The following is a 16900-nucleotide window of genomic DNA, read 5'->3' on the forward strand; positions in this document are numbered from 1 at the left end:
GCCTCGGCACGAAAACGTCGAGTACATCGAGGGGCGCGCAAGCTTCGACGATGAGGGCCGCCTGACCGTGAATGGCGCGGTCTTTCCGGCGACGAAGATCGTCATCGCCACCGGTTCGCGCCCGCATGTGCCGGCGATCCCCGGTGTCGAAGGGATCGATGCACTCGACAGCACGTCGGCGCTGGAGTTGTCTGAACTGCCCGCCTCCCTGCTGGTTCTGGGCGGGGGCTATATCGGCGTTGAACTGGCGCAGCTTTTCGCCCGGGCCGGTGTTGCGGTGACGCTGGTGAGCCGCCGTGGCGTCTTGCCCGGGGCCGAGCCGGAGATTTCCGAAGCGCTGGAGCGTTACCTCTCCGACGAGGGTATTCAGCTGGCGCGTGTCTCTGGCTATGAGAGCATGGCGAGGGATGGCGATACCGTACGTCTGACGAGCACAGATAACGTAGCCTATGAAGCCGAGCGGATGTTGCTTGCGACCGGGCGGGTGCCGAACAGCGATGGGCTGAACCTCGGCGCCGCCGGGATCGAAACGGATGCCAGAGGCGGTATCATCGTCGACGACCGGATGCGCACCACCAACTCCAACATCTGGGCGGCAGGTGACGTCACCGGGCGCGACCAGTTCGTTTATATGGCCGCCTTCGGCGCCAAGCTCGCCGCCCGGAACGCGGTAGCGGGGGAGCAACGCCGCTACGACAACCGCACAATGCCATGGGTGGTTTTTTCCGATCCGCAGGTGGCGGGCGTGGGGCTGAGCGAGGCACAGGCCCGGGCAGCGGGGCACGAGGTCGTCACCTCGGTCCTGCCGCTTACCGCCGTGCCCCGCGCGCTTGCCGCCCGGGACACGCGAGGGCTGATCAAGCTGGTAGCGGAGGCGGGCAGCAAGCGGCTCTTGGGTGCGCAAATCCTCGCCCCCGAGGGCGCGGACAGCATACAGACGGCGGCGATGGCGTTGACGGCTGGCATGACCTATGAGGATCTGGGCGACACGATCATGCCCTACCTCACCACCGTCGAGGGGTTGAAGCTGGCGGCGCAGACGTTCGAAAAGGACGTGGCCGCGCTCAGCTGCTGTGCCGGGTAGCGGTTCGATCATTCGTCAACACGGAGCGACCCATGCCGACCCTTGCCGCCTATATCGGTGCTGCCCTCGCCGAAATCGCCGGATGCTTCGCCTTCTGGGCGTGGCTCCGGCTCGACAAGACGATCTGGTGGATCGTCCCGGGGATGGCCTCGCTGGCGCTGTTTGCCTACCTGCTCACGCTGGCCGATGTCGCCGCCGCCGGGCGTGCCTACGCAGCCTATGGTGGCATCTATATCTCGGCGTCGTTGGTCTGGCTTTGGGCGGTCGAAGGGATGCGGCCGGATCGGTGGGACATGATCGGCGTGAGCCTTTGTCTGCTGGGCACCGCCGTCATTATCGCAGGCCCGCGTCCCCCGGTCTGAAATCAAAGAGATTGATAGAAAGGAAAGAGGAATCTTCATGACCGATACACTTGACCTGATCGTCATCGGCGCCGGCATGGCCGGCATCAACGCGGCAAAGAAATGCAGCAAGGCCGGCTGGTCCACAGCCATCGTGGACGAGCTGCCCTATGGGGGCACCTGCGCGCTCAGGGGATGCGACCCCAAAAAGATGCTGCGCGCCGGCGCGGAAGCGGTGGAGGCCGCGCGTCGGCTTAATGGCAAGGGCGTCGCGGGGGGGACGCGGATCGACTGGCCAGCGCTGATGAAGCACAAGGAGAGCTTCACCGATCCGGTACCGGAAAATATGGAAACCGGGCTGAAGGAGGCAGGCGTGCAGACCCTTCATGGCCGCGCGCAGTTCATCGCGGAGGACCGGATAGAGGTCGAGGGCCATGGCGAGATTGCCTTTCGTCACGCCCTGATCGCCACGGGTGCCACGCCGCGACCGCTGGACTTTCCCGGTGCCGCAAAGCTGATCGACAGTACTGAGTTCCTGAATCTCCCCGAACTGCCCCGCCGGATCGTCTTCGTCGGGGGCGGCTATGTCTCTTTCGAGTTCGCGCATATCGCGGCGCGGGCGGGGGCAGAGGTCACGATCCTCGATCATGGCGCAAGGCAGTTGAAGAAGTTCGACCCCGATCTCGTCGAGATGGTGATGGACCGCAGCCGTGCGGCAGGGATCGAGATCGTGACCGAGGCAGCGCCCAAGCGTATCGAGGATGCCGATGGCGCGCACCGCGTCGCCTATCGCAAGGCTAGCGAAAGCCATACCATCGAAGCCGACCTCGTCGTCCATGGCGCGGGCCGTGTGCCCGCCACGGACCATCTCGACCTTGCCGTCGCGGGCATCGAGACCGAGAACGGCGGCGTGAAGGTCACCCCTTGGCTGCAATCAACATCGAACCCGCGCATCTACGCCGCTGGCGACGCCGCCGCCTCGCCTGGAAAACCCCTGACCCCGGTCGCCGTCTTCGAAGGCAAGATCGCCGCATCGAACATGCTCAATGACAAGCGGACTGAGCCCGACTATACCGGCGTGCCCAGCGTGGTCTTCACCATTCCCGAACTCGCCCGTGTCGGCCTGCTGGAAGAGGAGGCACGCGAGAGGGGCGAGGTTGATGTGAGCTTCAATGACACCTCCGGCTGGTTTTCGCAGATGCGGCTGGGTGAAAGCCATGCTGGCACGAAGATCATCACCGACAAGCAGGGCAAGATCCTCGGCGCCCATATGTTCGGCCCGGACTACGCCGAGTTGATCAATGTCTTTTCGCTGGCGATCAAGCTGGGGCTAACGGCGTCGCAGGTTAAATCCATGCCTGCCGCCTATCCGACGGGGGCTTCCGACATCGGCTCGATGTTCTGAGCGTCATGAACCAAGGTCGCGCGAAGATGGGTAGTTGGGGCGGTAGGATTCTATGTTAACTAATTGATTAGTATTTATAATATGGTGAATATTGGGATATGGTGTTAAGAGGTTTCATTCGGAAATAGCAATTGTGCCTCACCAAGTGTTGCAGCGCGGCTGGGATGGTGGTCTCGCAACATCCTGCCTCTCATTAAGCAGATGGATCGGCGCCAAGCACCTTGAGCAGCAGGAATGGAGGGGCGTCATAGCCGGTGCGGCGCCAGAGTGTCCGTGAGAATGGCGCATAGAGGCTGCCGAAGCGTCACGGAGCCGCCGCGCGAGTACTCACCGATTCGGCACGGATCACCCGGGGGCAACGGCGCCTCGACCGGGTCAGGCGGGTCGCAGCATCCGCTGGCAGATCACGAAACCACCCAAGATGACTACTTAGAATGGTAGCTCGAAGTTTCTGACAGCCACGCAGGGGTATTGTCAGGAGGCGACCCAGGCGAGCGGCCTTTGCGGCCCAGAGCGGGCTTTCGTCACACCCTGCGCTGCCGCAGTGCGGCGCTTGAGTCTATGAGCTTTTGCTCCNGGTAAGCCCGAACAGCCTATCATTTTCGAGTGACTAAAATCGAGCGCGATCAGGCGCCTCGAAACGGGCCTCCACCAACTCCAAAAAAGAACTGCCCCGCCACGCGCGACGGCTGGCGGGTCGCAGGCAGAAGTAGGTCGTAGCGGAAGGGTTGTTCTGGCGCCTGTTCTCGTCCTCGAGCTGCTTCAGCCGCTTCGTTTCCGTCGGCAATAGGCCCGCCTACTTCTTTTTCCAGTTAAGGTAGGTCGCCTGGCTGATCGCGGCCTTCGGCAGATATCTGCAACCGGCGTGCCTTCTTCGCCCTGCTTGAGAATGAACGCTTTCTGCGCGTCCGAAAACTTCGGTGCCTTCATGTGGTTTCGCTCCTCTCCCACCCGGGAAATCGTAGCGGAAAACTGCAACCTCAAGCGGTCCAGTTTGCGGGGATCAGATCAGTCTGCGGACACCCCCTAAATTTTACCGCTGCGAAGAAGATTTTTCTGTACCTTACCCATCGTATTTCTCGGCAATGCGTCAACGAAGAAAATCTTCCGCGGGAGTTTGAACCGCGCAAGTTCTCCTGATATCTTTGCCATGATGTCATCTGCCGAAATTGTCCCGCCTGCTTCCCGCACGATGGCGACTGCGACGCTTTCGCCGAAATCTGCGTGCGGAACGCCGAAGGCTGCGCTTTCCACAATGCCCTCAATCTGGTCGATAGTTGCCTCGATTTCTTTGGGGTAGATGTTGTACCCACCAGAAATAATCAGATCCTTTGACCTGCCGACGATAGTCACATAGCCATCGTCATCAATGTGGCCGAGATCGCCGGTGATGAACCACCCGTCGGGCCGCATTTCCTCAGCGGTTTTTTTTGGCATGTTCCAATAGCCTTTGAACAGGTTCGGACCCCGCACCTCAATGCCGCCAATTTCGCCCCTTGGCAGTACCTTTCCTTTCGCTGTGGTAATGCGCAATTCAACGCCTTTTAGAGGCAGGCCAACTGTACCTGGCTTCCTGACACCCTCGTATGGGTTGGAGGTATTCATACAGGTTTCTGTCATTCCGTAGCGCTCGAGCACAGTTTGTCCGGTGCGCGCCTGCCACTCGCGGTGTGTGTCCGCAAGCATAGGTGCTGAGCCGGACACGAACAGGCGCATCGATGCTATGGAGTCCTGGGTCAAGTCAGGGTGGGCCAAAAGGCGGGTATAGAATGTCGGGACGCCCATCAAACTGGTTGCGCGATTGAAATCGGCGAGTATCGCATCGGGGTCGAAGGCGCGGTGCAGTAGGATCGCGCCCCCGGCGACAAGCGTGATGTTGATCGCCACGAAGAGCCCGTGCGTGTGAAAGAGCGGTAGGGCGTGGATCAGCACATCCTCTTTGGTAAATTGCCACAGATCCCGCAGGGTCTCCGCATTGGAAGCGAGATTGCCATGTGTGAGCATGGCCCCTTTGGAGCGCCCCGTGGTGCCCGAGGTGTAAAGAATCGCGGCAAGATCATCTGCCCCTCTGGGGGCCGGCCCTTGGAACGGTGCCGCGCTCTCTACTTTCTCGGTCAGAGACCCATTCCCGTCGGCATCGAGGGTTAGTACGGATTTAATTTCGGCGCCGCTGATGACGTCGGCAAACTCATTTTGACGGGACGGGTCGCAGACGAACAGTCTTGGGCTGGCATCGCTCAGAAAGTACCCGATCTCCGCTGCCGTGTAGGCGGTGTTAAGAGGCAGGTGAATAGCGCCCGCCAATATTGTACCGAGGTAGAGTTCCAGGACTCCAAGTGATTTCTCCGCTTGCACCGCAACTCGGTCCCCGGGTTCCACGCCCAAGCTCACGAGGGCCGAGGCAACGCGCTCCGCTCTCTCCCAAAGGGCACCGGAGCTGGTGGTCTGGCCAGTAGCGGGATCAGTCGAGAATGTCGCAGACTCGCGGCCGGAAGAGGCGGCGCGCAGCGTGCGGGCAAGGTGGTTCCCATCGTACATTTTTTGTCCTTTTCAGCGGGTCTTCGCCAGCCGTCGCACAACGGGAGACGCGATAATTTCGTCTGCAGTCGAATAGGCTTCATGGTTGTGTTCGATCGTTGCAAGATCGTAGAGGTAGTTAACCATCACGCCCCATGATGCCTTTTGTCCGCGCTCACTCGTGTCGGCGCTGGGATGAATTTGTTCCAGCCGCGCTCCATTGCCTAAATGGAACCGTGCGACGGGGTCGGTAGCGCCCCCGCGCGGGGATCGTGAGACGAGCATGTAGCGTGCTGTAAGCTCAGACAATTCCGCGGGATTTGCACCGGCTTCAGCTTGCTGCACGACCTTATCGAGCCGCTCGGGCAGGGCCTTCGCTTCCTGCTGTGCCAGCGCCCAGCTGCGCAATCCGGGGACCGGGGACAGGGTCACAAAAGTGGTCAACTTTCCGAAATCTCGCTGCAGTTCCTCGACCACCTGTTTAATCAGGAAATTGCCGAATGATATGCCGCGTAGCCCGTCTTGGCAGTTCGAAATCGAGTAGAATACGGCGGTGGACGCCTGATCCGGTGTCAGCATGTACCGTTCGGAGGCAAGGATGTCATCAATGTTGCCGGGGATGGACGAGGTCAATGCGACCTCGACGAAGATCAATGGATCATCAAGGAGAGCTGGATGGAAAAACGCATATAGTCTTCTGTCCGGGGCAGCCACGCGGCGGCGCAGATCGCTCCAGCCCCTGATCTCATGCACCGCTTCATATCTGATGATCTTTTCGAGGATCGATGCCGGTGTATTCCAGTCAATGCTGCGCAGTTCGAGAAAACCCCGGTTGAACCATGAACTGAACAGATGCCTGAAGTCGTCGTCCAGCGGTTTCAACTCGGGATCCTTCTCCATGCAGGACAAGAGATCTTGCCGCATCGAAACAAGTCTTAATGTCCCTCCCGGGGCCCGGTTGAGGCGCCGTATAAGTTCCTGCGAGAGGGGTTCAGAGGCCGCGTGAAGTTTCCGCAAGGATTTTGCATCGCGCGCATAAGCCGCCTCAAACTTTGCGCGATCAACACCAAATTGGTCGCGCAAAGTGCTGAAGAAGTGGTGCTTTTTCTCAGGAGTAAGCCTGGCATAGCGATCGAAAATAACCCGAGCCTGCGCCAAGCCTGTGGCCTCACCCTTTCCGCTGAGCAGCGCTTCGCAGATGTCAAAGATATCGTCCTGTGCGGCTGACTTCATCAACCCACGTCCTGCGTCCGCGACCCGCCCTATCAAGTCGTTCAGAATATTGCTGGCTCGGTTCATCGCCCTATCCAATCTAAAGCTCCGGGCCCATGACCACGTCGGGCAGCCAAGTAACGATTCCAGGGAAAGCCGACAGAATAACGATGGCCAAAATCATACAGCCAACAAACGGCATGGAGCCCAAAAGGATTTTCCTCAGCGAGATGTCTGGCGCGATGCCATTGATCACATAGAGGTTCAGCCCCACGGGGGGCGTGATCAGCCCGATTTCCATGTTGATCGTGACAATGACCGCAAACCAGTAGGGGTCGAACCCGGCTGTAATGATGATCGGAAGCAAGATCGGGGCCGACATCAAGATCACTGCCACAGGCGGCAGGAAAAAGCCGGCAACCAGAAGGAAGACGTTGATGATCCCCATCAACACCCATCGATTTACATCAAGGTTTGCGATCCACTCCGCTACCGATTGTGTCACGAAGAGCGAGGAGAGCATGAATGAAAACACCCCCGCCGCGCCGATGATGAACAGGATCATTACCGACTCACGTGTTGAATCTCGCAAAACCGCCCAGAGCGCCGTGGGTTGGTACATCCGGTAGACAACGACAGCGACCACGATACAAAGCAGCGCGCCGACGGCAGCGGTTTCCGAGGGTGTAGCAACGCCGCCGTAGAGCGCATAGAGAACGCCGGCGATGATCAGAATGAACGGTATAACGCGGGGCAAGATTTCGAGGCGCTGTGCCCAAGTATAGCTGATGCCCGAGAGAGCAACACCGGCGGCCCCGCGACGCCAAGTGTCATAGATAGCCCATACGATGAAAAGGGCGACCAGCAAGACTCCCGGCATCACGCCTGCGAGGAACAACCGGCCAATACTGGTCTCAGTGGCAATTCCATAAACAATCATCGTGACCGAGGGTGGAATCAGGATGCCCAATGTGCCCCCCGCAGCGATCGATCCCGCCGCGACTTCATCGGGGTAACCGCGTTTGCGCATTTCGGGGATACCCATTTTGCCGATGGCTGCACATGTGGCGGGAGAGGAACCAGACATAGCCGCAAACAAGGCACAAGCTCCGAGGTTAGAGACAACTAAGCCACCAGGTACTTTTGTAAGCCAACGTTCCAGTGCTTCGTAAAGGTCGGGCCCCGCGCGAGTGGATGAAATTGCCGCCCCCATGATGATGAACATAGGGATCGACAACAATGCAAAGGAGTTCAGATCCCCGTAGAACAGCTCAGGCAGCGCTTGCAGACTGCGAGGACCGTCAAAGACGTAGAGAAAAAAGGTGGCGACGATCAACAAGCCTGCGCCGACTGGGACACCCGAAAACAGGACAATGACAGTTGCGATGGCGACAAGGGCGCCAAGTATCAAAGGGTCCATCAGAGATCCTCGAGCGAATTGGTGGATGACGTGGCGGCCATGCCTTTTTCATCAATGGGAGCACCGGACAAAACCATCCAGAGATCGCCAAGCAATTGCAGCAAGAACAGGGCAAAGCCCAACGGGATCGCCAGATAGGGGATCGCAAGTGGGATCGCCATTACAGTTTCGGACTTCCAGTTGCGGGCCCATGCCAGATGCCACATCTCCCAACCATAGAAGAGCATGAGCGCAATCATCGTTCCGGTCACCGCCAGGGTCGCTGCAGAAAGACCACGACGCATCCTGGACGGCAGCATTGTCGGTAAAAGATCCACACCCACGTGGCCGCGGAGTTTTTGCACGTAGGGCAACCCGATCAGCGTGGCGGCAATCATCAGGTAGATGACGACTTCGGTCTGCCAGATCGTCGATTGGTTCAAGACTGTACGGATAAAGATCATCTGACAGGTTATGAGAACTGAGGCGAGGATCATGAACGAAGCGATGATGCCGCAAACAGTCGAGATCCAACCAATCACCTGAACTGCGATTGGTATACGCCCTACGGGACGTGCAAATTGGGTCACCGGGAACCCTCCCTGAATCTATAAGGCAAGTGCAAATGGGGGGCTGGAGAACCTGCGCCCCCATTCTTGTCGTCACTCGACGGCAAGCGCCATATCAAGTAGCTTCTGGCCGTCCGGCAACTCCTCAACAAAGGCCGGATAAGAAGTTGTCTTTGCCAGTTCGCGCCATGCGTTGAAGTCTTCTTCCGACATTTCTGCCAGTTCTACGCCGGCATCTGCGAATGCTTTTGCGGCAGCTTCATCACCTTTTTTTGCCTCCTCCAGATAAAAAGCCTGGGCCTTCTCTCCCGCGGCGCGCAGCGCGGCCTGCTGTTCTTCGGTCAGGCTTTCGAATGTGGTCTTGTTCATCAACATGGGTTGATACATGAACCAGAGGGCGTATTCACCTGCCGGAGTGTAGCATTTGAGCTGCTCATAGAGGCGGTAGCTAACAAAGCTTTCGGAAGATGTATTTGCAGCATCAAGAACACCAGTTTGCAGAGCCGTGTAAATTTCGGATGATGCCATTGATGAAATCGAGGCGCCTGCGCCGGCCAACATCTGCTCAAACGACTTGCCAGCCGCGCGAATGCTGACGCCCTCAACGTCTTCCGGCCCGGTTATACACTCCTTGTTCGAGCCGAACCCGCCAGCAAGATACCCGTGCACCAGGGCGATCACGTCATCTCCGGCCATAACCGACTCAATTTCTTCCATAAAAGGAGAATTTGAAAGGCGTGCGCCGTGTTCATGGTTTTTCACCAGACCTGGCATCAATGTCAGGTTGTAAGCTGGTTGCTGCCCACCCGCGTAACTGAGCGGCAGAACTGTCATGTCAAGTTGACCACGTGAAAGCGGCGTGTATTGCTCGCGCGCTTTGAAGAGTGTTTGGTTCGGGAAGATCTGGATATTCAGATCCACATTTGCGGCAGCCACTTCATCGGCAACCATCTGGGCGACTTGGTGGCGCACGTCGCCTTCGGACCACTGGTGGCTGAGTTTGAGGTTCTCGGCGAGGGTTGGTGATGCAATCGCACTGACCAAGGCAACGGCAGCAACACCGGATTTCAGGAATGTCATGTTTGTTCCTCCACGAACGATATCGCAGCAACCGATTCTCCTCCCGGTTTGCCGCATGGGTATCAATAACAGCAGTGTATTTCACCATAGCACCCTTGTATACAATTCAGTCAATAGGTAATACAATTGCGCTGAAGATTAAGTTAGAGGGCAGGTGGGTCCGTGAAAAAGGTGAAGGTTTCCGTCCGCGATGCGCTTGAGGATCGCATTCTTACTGGCCAGTTATTGCCGGGCACCCGCGTCGATGAGGTCACCCTCGCTGAGGAGTTCGGGGTTTCCAGAACGCCGGTCCGACAGGCCATCTTCCAGCTCGCTGCTACCGGGCTCCTTGAGCAACGCCCTCGAAGGGGGGCATACGTTGCCGAGGTTGGTCCCCAGCTACTGAGCGAGATGTTTCAAGTCATGGCCGAGCTGGAAGCCCTTTGTGCCGCCAACGCGGCCCGACGGGCGACGGAAAGCGACATCGAAATGCTTCTGGCCTGTCACGCAGATTGTACAAAAGCAGCAGAGAGCGGCGATAGCGACCGTTACTACTACGAGAACGAGACTTTTCACGAATTGATCCGCACCATAAGCGGCAACTGCTTCCTCCGAGATGAGATTGATACACTGCAAAAACGTCTGAAGGCATATCGCCGGCTTCAGCTAAGGGCGCGGAACAGGATGGAACGGTCCCTCTCCGAGCATGCGTCGATTGTTGAGGCAATCAGGGGCGGGGATGCGGCGGCGGCCAATGCAGCCATGCGCGACCACATTACGATCCAAGGAGATCGCTTTTCGGACCTTCTTGCGACCTTGTCCCGCAATAGCATAGCTGCAAATGGCTGACCCTTCCGGACCGCGAAAGTTCGGACGTGTGAGCCGATCACTGCGAGATTGCAATGTTAAGCGGGCTGGCCGCGGCGCGTTTTACAGACCGTTATAAAAGTTGTCTGTAGCGCGGATCGTCGCGGGCAAGGTTACTCCAATCGCCTCGGCCGCGCCGCGCAGCGGCACCACCACGCCCGTGAAGTCCCCCGCGGCGCGCGCGGCGCTTAAGCGTGAGTTTCTCCTGCTCGAGGAGTTCGATGAGGGCGTCGATCTCGCCGTCACTCCGGGCGGGGCCGCGATCCTGCTCGAAAAGGATACAGGCGAGTTCGCGCCGCAGGGCTTCGGTGAGAAGGGCGGTGGCTTCTTCGGGGGACATGGTCTGGAAAATAGGGTCGGTCATTATTCTGGTCTCTCTTCGCGTTTCAATGTTGCGAGGAGACGAGCCGCGCGGCTCATCGCCTTGGCCAGAAAAGGGGTTCGAAGGGAAATACAAAAAAAATCGCGGGAGACATTTTTCGAGATGACGTTGGGTAAGCATTTCCGAAAGTAGAAGATACGGCCCCGGCGCTGGAGGTAGGGCCCCGCGGGCCGATGGGCAGAAGGCCTGCGTCCGATGGTGCCTGTCTCGCGATGCCGGGGCGATGGGGGCCGTGAGACGTCCTGCGTCACGGATTGTGTTACAGTTTGTGTCACACCCTCAGCGGAGTGTGACACAGCATTTTGCGACAGGGAACTGTCGACCCTATTTCCTTGGGCTTTTCGATCTGAATGGGAAAACATGGCTGGGGTGGTAGGATTCGAACCTACGATACACGGTACCAAAAACCGATGCCTTACCGCTTGGCTACACCCCAACGTGAGCCGGTAATTAGAGTTTGAAACGGCGGGGTGCAAGACCCGTTTTGGCAAATTCCGTCATTCCTCGCGCGCCGCACGGCTCAGAAGGTCGGACTGGGGCAGTTCCGCGCGTTCCTGTTCGACGATCCGGGCCAGCTCCTTCTCCGCTGTCGCGGTGACATCCTGAACCTCGCCCGGCGGCTCTGTGACCTTTGTTGCCCTCGCACCGGCTTCCGCCTTCGAATCTGTCTGCGCGCCCTTGCGTTCGATCACCACCCGCCGGGTGGGAAAGGGGGCCGCGATATCGGCCGCATCGAGTGCGGCTTGGCACAGGCGGATCGCCTCGCTGCGTGCCAGAACGAAGGAGGTCTCGTTCTGGTCGATCCAGGCGGCGTAATTCAGGGTGACCCAGCAGTCGTCCACCGATTCCACCCAGACGGAGGCTTCCGGCGTTTTTAGGACGAACCGCAACCCTTGCAACGTGCGCAGGGACAGGTCTTGCGCCGCGGCCAGATCAGCATCGGGCGCGACCGTCAGCGCGAAGGTGAAGCGCCGTTCGGCGTTCCGCGTGTAGTTCACGATGCGGCTTTTGAAGACCGTGGCGTTGGGGATGCGGATATGGTTCCCGTCAAAGCTGAGCAGAATGGTCGCGCGGCTCGTCAGCCGGATCACCTTGCCGGTATCGCCCTCGATCTCCACCGTGTCGTTGGGCCGGAAGGGCTGGCGTATCGACAGCATGACCGAGGCGATGAAGTTTTCCACCGTGTCCCGCACGGCGAAACCGATGGCCAGCCCGACGATCCCGGCCGCCCCGAGGATGCCTGACAGCAGTGCCGTTGCACCAAGAATGTCGAGCGCCACCACAAGGCCGCCGATCACGAAAAGAAGCCGCAGGATCTGGCGGTAGATATCCGCGATGAAAGCATTGGGTGCGATCCTGTCCCACGGCTTGCGCATCCGCGCCAAGGCGAGCCCGGCCAGAACGATGATGGCGAAGGCCGCAAGCGCGATGAGTGCCAGCGGCAGAAAGGCCAGCACCTGACCACCCCGCGCGCGGAAGCGGTCCACCGCCGGGTTCAGGCGTTCGACGACATCGGTGGTCTCCGACACTTCGTTCTCGATCGCGACGGTCCCTTCCACACGCCCGACGAGTTCGGTCAGCCGGGCGGCCGCCGCGCTGTCGAGTGTGGTACCGGTCAGGGTCACGATGCCGGAGGATACGGCGACCTCGATATTCTCGTAGCCCTCCAGTTCCGACAGGATGTTGCGGATGCGCCGGGCAATGGCCGCATCCGTTGCGCCGTCGTCAGTGACGGCAATGGTGCCGCCCGGCTGCTCGTCGTTCGCCGGTGCCGTCTGGGCGGATACCGCAGACGGCAGAAGCATCAGGAAGCAGAGCAGGACAGCGGGCAGGCGCATGGATCGGACCCTTCGGCGGTGAAAACCTCAGATAGCGGCGTGGCGCGCGCCGGCAATCCCGCCGGTCCCGCTCAGCTTTCGCAGTCGATGAGTATGCCGCCGTCGCGTGCGCCCGCTTCGACCGCGCGATGCGCCTCGGCAGTTTGGCGGAGCGGAAAGACCTTTTCCACTGGGCAGGATAGCGCGCCTTCCTCCAACGCGTCGTGCAGCCGGGAAATTGCAAGATCGCGCGGGCCGGATTGCAAAAGGTAGATCAGGACGACGTCGATGGTGACGGCTTTGAACAGCAGGGGGCCGAAGGGCAGCACCGGGGACATCTGCCGCGCCGACCCATAGGCGGCGATACGTCCGTTCGGGGCGATGATCTGGGCGTCGGCCTCGATATTCTCTCCGAACTCGACCTCCACGATCGTCTCGACCGGGGCGTCGCCATTGGCGGCCATCACCTCCTCGGCGAGATGCGCGCTGCGGTAGTCGATGACGTGGTGCGCGCCTGCCGCCTCGACCCGGTCACGATCCTTGGCGCTGCAGGTCGCGATGACCTTTGCACCGCCCCAGCGCGCCAGTTGCACCGCCAGCAGGCCGACGGTTCCGGCGCCCCCCTGTATCAGAACCGTTTCACCGGCCACGGCACCCCCGCCGAAGACGGTGTGGCAGGCCGTCAACCCGGGGATGCCCAGCTGCGCCCCGGTGTCGAAATCGACCCCATCGGGAAGCGGCACCGCTTGGTGGGAGGGCAGGGTGATACAGTCCGCGGCCGTGCCGAAGGCGCGCTGCCATTGGGCGTTCCAGAGCCAGACCCGCTGGCCCTTCCGGCCCGGATCGACGCCCGCGCCAACCGCTTCGATGATGCCTGCGCCGTCGCTGTGCGGCACGATCTTGGGAAAGGCGGGCTTCACCACTCCGGGGCGTGTCCCCGCCCTTGCTTTCACGTCCGAAGGGTTCACGCCGGAACGCATCAGCCGAACGCGAACCTCGCCCGCCCTAGGGTCGGGATTTTCGATATCGTCCATGTGCAGAACGTCCTCCGCGGGGCCGAAGGCGGAATAGGTGATGGCGCGCATGGGGTTGCTCCTTGTGATCTCCGTTCCGCTCAGCCTAGTCTCCGGCAAAGGAGATTCCCATGCACTATCTGCGCACCCCCGATGACCGTTTCGAAGGTCTGAAAGATTACGATTTCGCCCCCCGCTACCTGGAGGTCGACGATACCGAAGGCGGCAGCCTTCGAATGCACTACCTGGACGAAGGCCCGGCGGACGCCGCACCGGTACTGCTGCTGCACGGCGAGCCGACCTGGAGCTATCTGTATCGCCACATGATACCGCCTCTCGTACAGGCAGGGCACCGGGTGGTGGCCCCGGATCTCATCGGGTTCGGCAGGTCGGACAAACCGGCGGAACGCGCGGATTACACCTATGCCCGCCATGTCGGATGGATGCGGGCAGCGGTCGAGCAACTGGACCTCAAGGACATCACGCTCTTCTGTCAGGACTGGGGCGGGCTGATCGGTCTGCGGCTCTTGGCGGCCATGCCCGAAAGGTTCGCCCGGGTCGTGATCGCCAATACCGCCCTGCCCACGGGCGACCAGCCCATGGGCGAAGCCTTCATGGGCTGGCGGGACTATTCGCAGAACGTCGAACATTTCGACGCAGGCCGCATCGTCTTCGGAGGCACCACCGGCAAGATCTCCGATGCGGAGGTGGCGGCGTATAACGCGCCCTATCCGGATCCCTCTTATCAGGCCGGCGCGCGCGCATTTCCGATGCTGGTCCCGGTCGACCCGGACGATCCAGAAGCCGCCGCCAATCGCGCTGCCTGGCAGGAGTTGCGCAAGCTGGAGATCCCGGTCGTGACCGCCTTCGGCGCGGATGACAGGATCATGGCCGGTGTCGACGGGGTGTTCCAGAAGCTGATCCCCGGGGCGGCGGGACAGCCGCACCGCCTGATCCCCGATGCGGGCCATTTCCTGCAGGAAGACGCAGGACCGGAACTCGCCCGGATAATCGACGCATTCGCGAAGGGCGAACTTTCCTGATCCGGCTCAGTTGACCTTTTCACACTTTGACAAATGCTCCGGGGGTCCGGGGGCTGGCCCCCGGCCCTGAACCTCGCCCAATGGCGGGGCGACCGCTGGTCAGTCCCGCAGTTCCTGCGGCCCCACACCCCAGAGCCGTGCCTTGGGCGCCCATCCCTTGAAGCCCCCCGAGCGCAGTTCGCACCATTCCAGCGTGCAGCTTCCCAACTTGGCGACCACGCCTGATTCCAGTGCGGCGGCCACCTGCGCGCGCGGATCGGGGCGAACGAGAAGCTCCAGCATGTCCTGTTCCACCAGCACCGTCCGGTTGCCTGACAGCAGCGAATAATGCACCCAGCCCCCCATGCCGTCGCGGTCCTCGACCCGGCGCCAGTGGCCGTGTTCGGCGGTGATGCGCAGGGGCATGTCGCGCCGTTTGAACACCCAGTCGATCCGGTGCGACAGCGAGGGCCCACGCCTCACGTTACCTTCCGCCGCCTTCATCGAAACGAACCGGGGTAGTGGCAGGCTGGTCACCGATCCGACCTGTTGCGCAAAGGTGGGCAGGGCGGGGGACAGCATCAGGGTCAGCGCGAGAAACACGCCGTGAAATCGGAAAGGGAACATGGGATGCCTGCGGGATCGGGTCAAATTGCTCATTTTGCCGCGCGGGGTTCTTGTGCCTCGTCGCTGCTTGCCCCACCATGCACCGCAACAGGCTGAACGCCAAGCAGGGGGAGAGCGGTGATGGGCAAGAAGCGGCTGAGTGTTGTAGTCACGCGACGGTTGCCGGATGCGGTTGAAACACGGCTGTCGGAGCTTTTCGACGTGACCCTGCGGGAGGATGATACACCCATGTCCCGCAGTGAACTGGCCGAGGCCATTCAGGGCGCGGACGTCCTCGTTCCGACGGTGACGGATGAGATCGACGGCGCATTGATCGGGCAGGCGGGCGACCGGCTGAAGCTCATCGCGAATTACGGCGCGGGCGTGGACCACATCGATGTAGCGACCGCGCGGCAGCGGGGGGTGCTGGTCTCCAACACGCCCGGCGTGCTGACCGAAGACACCGCCGACATGACAATGGCGCTGATCCTCGCTGTCACAAGGCGCATGTCGGAGGGCATGGCCGTCATGCAATCGGGCGAATGGCAGGGCTGGGCCCCCACGGCGCTTCTGGGCGGACGGGTCGGCGGGCGCCGTCTGGGCATTCTCGGCATGGGGCGGATCGGGCAGGCGGTGGCGCGGCGTGCCCGGGCCTTCGGGATGCAGATCCATTACCACAACCGCCGCCGCCTTCATCCGGAGATCGAATCGGGCCTCGATGCGACCTATTGGGAAAGCCTCGACCAGATGGTCGCGCGGATGGATGTCATCAGTATCAACTGTCCGCACACGCCATCCACTTTTCACCTGATGAACGCGCGGCGGCTCAAGCTGATGAAGCCCGACGGCGTGATCGTGAACACTTCGCGCGGCGAGGTCATTGACGAAAACGCGCTGACCCGGATGCTCCGGGCAAAGGAAATCGCGGGCGCCGGTCTCGATGTCTATGAACACGGGACGGACATCAATCCGCGCCTGCGCAAACTGGAAAACGTGGTGTTGCTGCCGCATATGGGGTCCGCCACGCTGGAAGGGCGGATCGAGATGGGCGAAAAGGTCATCATTAACATCAAAACCTTCGACGATGGCCATCGCCCGCCGGATCAGGTGGTGCCCGCGATGCTCTGATCGCGAACGCCCGCTTCCACGCGACGGAGGAGCGAGGGGCCAGCCCCTCGCGCTCCTCGAAGTATTTGGGATCATGAGAAGGATCCCCTGCAAGAGGAAGGGATGACGTAATGATCGGATTCAAGACAACGATGGCCCTGGTGCTGACGCTCACGGCCGGCGGCGCCGCTGTGGCCCAGCAGGCCAGCGATGCGGTTGCGCCGGAAGCCGCGGGCGCGGGTGCCTTTGCGGGGTTGAACGCAGCTGCGAGTGCCGCCCTGGCCGCGAAGGCGGCGGGGGAGCCGGTGGTGGCCGGTAACTGGATGGTGGCGGCGGCCAACCCCCATGCCGTAGAGGTGGGTGCGGATGTCCTGGCCCGTGGGGCCAGCGCGGCCGACGCGCTGGTCGCCGTTCAGGCAATGTTGGGGCTGGTCGAGCCGCAGTCTTCGGGTCTGGGCGGCGGGGCCTTTCTGGTATGGTATGATGCGGCCAGTGGCGAA

The 16900-nt window shown here is 60.9% G+C and carries 17 protein-coding genes, 1 tRNA gene and 1 pseudogene; 7 read left to right on the forward strand and 12 right to left on the reverse strand.

Features of this window, described 5'->3' with window-relative positions; genetic code table 11:
* The 3 genes from A3764_RS00005 to A3764_RS00015 all read left to right on the forward strand — a co-directional run.
* Positions 1 to 1084 (forward strand): dihydrolipoyl dehydrogenase family protein (locus tag A3764_RS00005; RefSeq protein ID WP_067950988.1); only part of this gene is annotated, 1084 nt, incomplete at its 5' end.
* Between the two features lie 32 nt (positions 1085 to 1116).
* Positions 1117 to 1446: a YnfA family protein gene (locus tag A3764_RS00010; protein WP_067925546.1), complete on the forward strand. Its 330-nt coding sequence runs from the start codon at positions 1117 to 1119 to the stop codon at positions 1444 to 1446.
* Positions 1447 to 1483: 37 nt separating this feature from the next.
* Positions 1484 to 2830 (forward strand): dihydrolipoyl dehydrogenase family protein, encoded by a 1347-nt coding sequence (locus A3764_RS00015; protein WP_067925549.1) that lies wholly within the window; start codon positions 1484 to 1486, stop codon positions 2828 to 2830.
* A gap of 736 nt (positions 2831 to 3566) precedes the next feature.
* Here the strand turns inward: A3764_RS00015 and A3764_RS23795 are convergent.
* The 6 genes and pseudogenes from A3764_RS23795 to dctP form a co-directional block, all read right to left on the reverse strand.
* Positions 3567 to 3760 (reverse strand): annotated as a pseudogene (locus A3764_RS23795) (transposase); the annotation flags it as partial.
* 96 nt (positions 3761 to 3856) lie between these two features.
* Positions 3857 to 5368 (reverse strand): malonate--CoA ligase, encoded by a 1512-nt coding sequence (locus A3764_RS00020; protein WP_067950990.1) that lies wholly within the window; start codon positions 5366 to 5368, stop codon positions 3857 to 3859.
* Positions 5369 to 5380: 12 nt separating this feature from the next.
* A complete protein-coding gene (locus A3764_RS00025; RefSeq protein ID WP_067925593.1) occupies positions 5381 to 6646 on the reverse strand; it encodes a malonyl-CoA decarboxylase in 1266 nt (421 codons plus the stop codon).
* 13 nt (positions 6647 to 6659) lie between these two features.
* A complete protein-coding gene (locus tag A3764_RS00030) occupies positions 6660 to 7979 on the reverse strand; it encodes a TRAP transporter large permease (RefSeq protein WP_067925555.1) in 1320 nt (439 codons plus the stop codon).
* Positions 7979 to 8548 carry a TRAP transporter small permease gene (locus A3764_RS00035; RefSeq protein WP_067925558.1) on the reverse strand — a complete coding sequence of 190 codons (570 nt, stop codon included), beginning with the start codon at positions 8546 to 8548 and terminating at the stop codon, positions 7979 to 7981. Before A3764_RS00035 ends, A3764_RS00030 begins: the two co-directional genes overlap by 1 nt.
* A gap of 72 nt (positions 8549 to 8620) precedes the next feature.
* Positions 8621 to 9607 carry a TRAP transporter substrate-binding protein DctP gene (gene dctP / locus A3764_RS00040; RefSeq protein WP_067925561.1) on the reverse strand — a complete coding sequence of 329 codons (987 nt, stop codon included), beginning with the start codon at positions 9605 to 9607 and terminating at the stop codon, positions 8621 to 8623.
* Between the two features lie 162 nt (positions 9608 to 9769).
* On the opposite strand from dctP, the gene A3764_RS00045 reads away from it, so the two are divergent.
* Complete coding sequence (locus A3764_RS00045) at positions 9770 to 10435, forward strand: GntR family transcriptional regulator (protein WP_067925564.1); 666 nt, start codon at positions 9770 to 9772, stop codon at positions 10433 to 10435.
* A 91-nt stretch (positions 10436 to 10526) separates the two neighbouring features.
* Here A3764_RS00045 and A3764_RS26375 read toward each other — a convergent pair whose 3' ends face one another.
* The 5 genes from A3764_RS26375 to A3764_RS00065 form a co-directional block, all read right to left on the reverse strand.
* Positions 10527 to 10817: a hypothetical protein gene (locus A3764_RS26375; protein ID WP_067925568.1), complete on the reverse strand. Its 291-nt coding sequence runs from the start codon at positions 10815 to 10817 to the stop codon at positions 10527 to 10529.
* Positions 10817 to 11197, reverse strand: a complete 381-nt coding sequence (locus tag A3764_RS26380) for a DUF6538 domain-containing protein (RefSeq protein ID WP_443069050.1) — start codon at positions 11195 to 11197, stop codon at positions 10817 to 10819. The genes A3764_RS26375 and A3764_RS26380 overlap by 1 nt, the downstream gene beginning before the upstream one ends.
* Positions 11197 to 11271 (reverse strand) — tRNA-Gln (locus A3764_RS00055). Before A3764_RS00055 ends, A3764_RS26380 begins: the two co-directional genes overlap by 1 nt.
* Before the next feature lie 61 nt (positions 11272 to 11332).
* Positions 11333 to 12673, reverse strand: a complete 1341-nt coding sequence (locus A3764_RS00060) for a mechanosensitive ion channel domain-containing protein (protein ID WP_067925571.1) — start codon at positions 12671 to 12673, stop codon at positions 11333 to 11335.
* Between the two features lie 71 nt (positions 12674 to 12744).
* Entirely contained in the window at positions 12745 to 13737 is a 993-nt protein-coding gene (locus tag A3764_RS00065) for an NADPH:quinone reductase (protein WP_067925574.1), read from the reverse strand.
* 59 nt (positions 13738 to 13796) lie between these two features.
* On the opposite strand from A3764_RS00065, the gene A3764_RS00070 reads away from it, so the two are divergent.
* Positions 13797 to 14708: a haloalkane dehalogenase gene (locus A3764_RS00070; RefSeq protein ID WP_067925577.1), complete on the forward strand. Its 912-nt coding sequence runs from the start codon at positions 13797 to 13799 to the stop codon at positions 14706 to 14708.
* Between the two features lie 99 nt (positions 14709 to 14807).
* Here A3764_RS00070 and A3764_RS00075 read toward each other — a convergent pair whose 3' ends face one another.
* Positions 14808 to 15269 (reverse strand): SH3 domain-containing protein, encoded by a 462-nt coding sequence (locus A3764_RS00075; RefSeq protein ID WP_236627964.1) that lies wholly within the window; start codon positions 15267 to 15269, stop codon positions 14808 to 14810.
* Between the two features lie 165 nt (positions 15270 to 15434).
* Between A3764_RS00075 and A3764_RS00080 the strand changes: the two genes are divergently transcribed.
* Both A3764_RS00080 and A3764_RS00085 read left to right on the forward strand, forming a co-directional pair.
* Positions 15435 to 16421, forward strand: coding sequence for a 2-hydroxyacid dehydrogenase (locus A3764_RS00080; RefSeq protein WP_067925582.1), 987 nt, complete (start codon positions 15435 to 15437; stop codon positions 16419 to 16421).
* A 131-nt stretch (positions 16422 to 16552) separates the two neighbouring features.
* Positions 16553 to 16900 (forward strand): gamma-glutamyltransferase (locus tag A3764_RS00085; RefSeq protein ID WP_443069356.1); only part of this gene is annotated, 348 nt, incomplete at its 3' end.

This window comes from Sulfitobacter sp. HI0129 (assembly GCF_001635395.1).
Classification (GTDB): domain Bacteria; phylum Pseudomonadota; class Alphaproteobacteria; order Rhodobacterales; family Rhodobacteraceae; genus Sulfitobacter.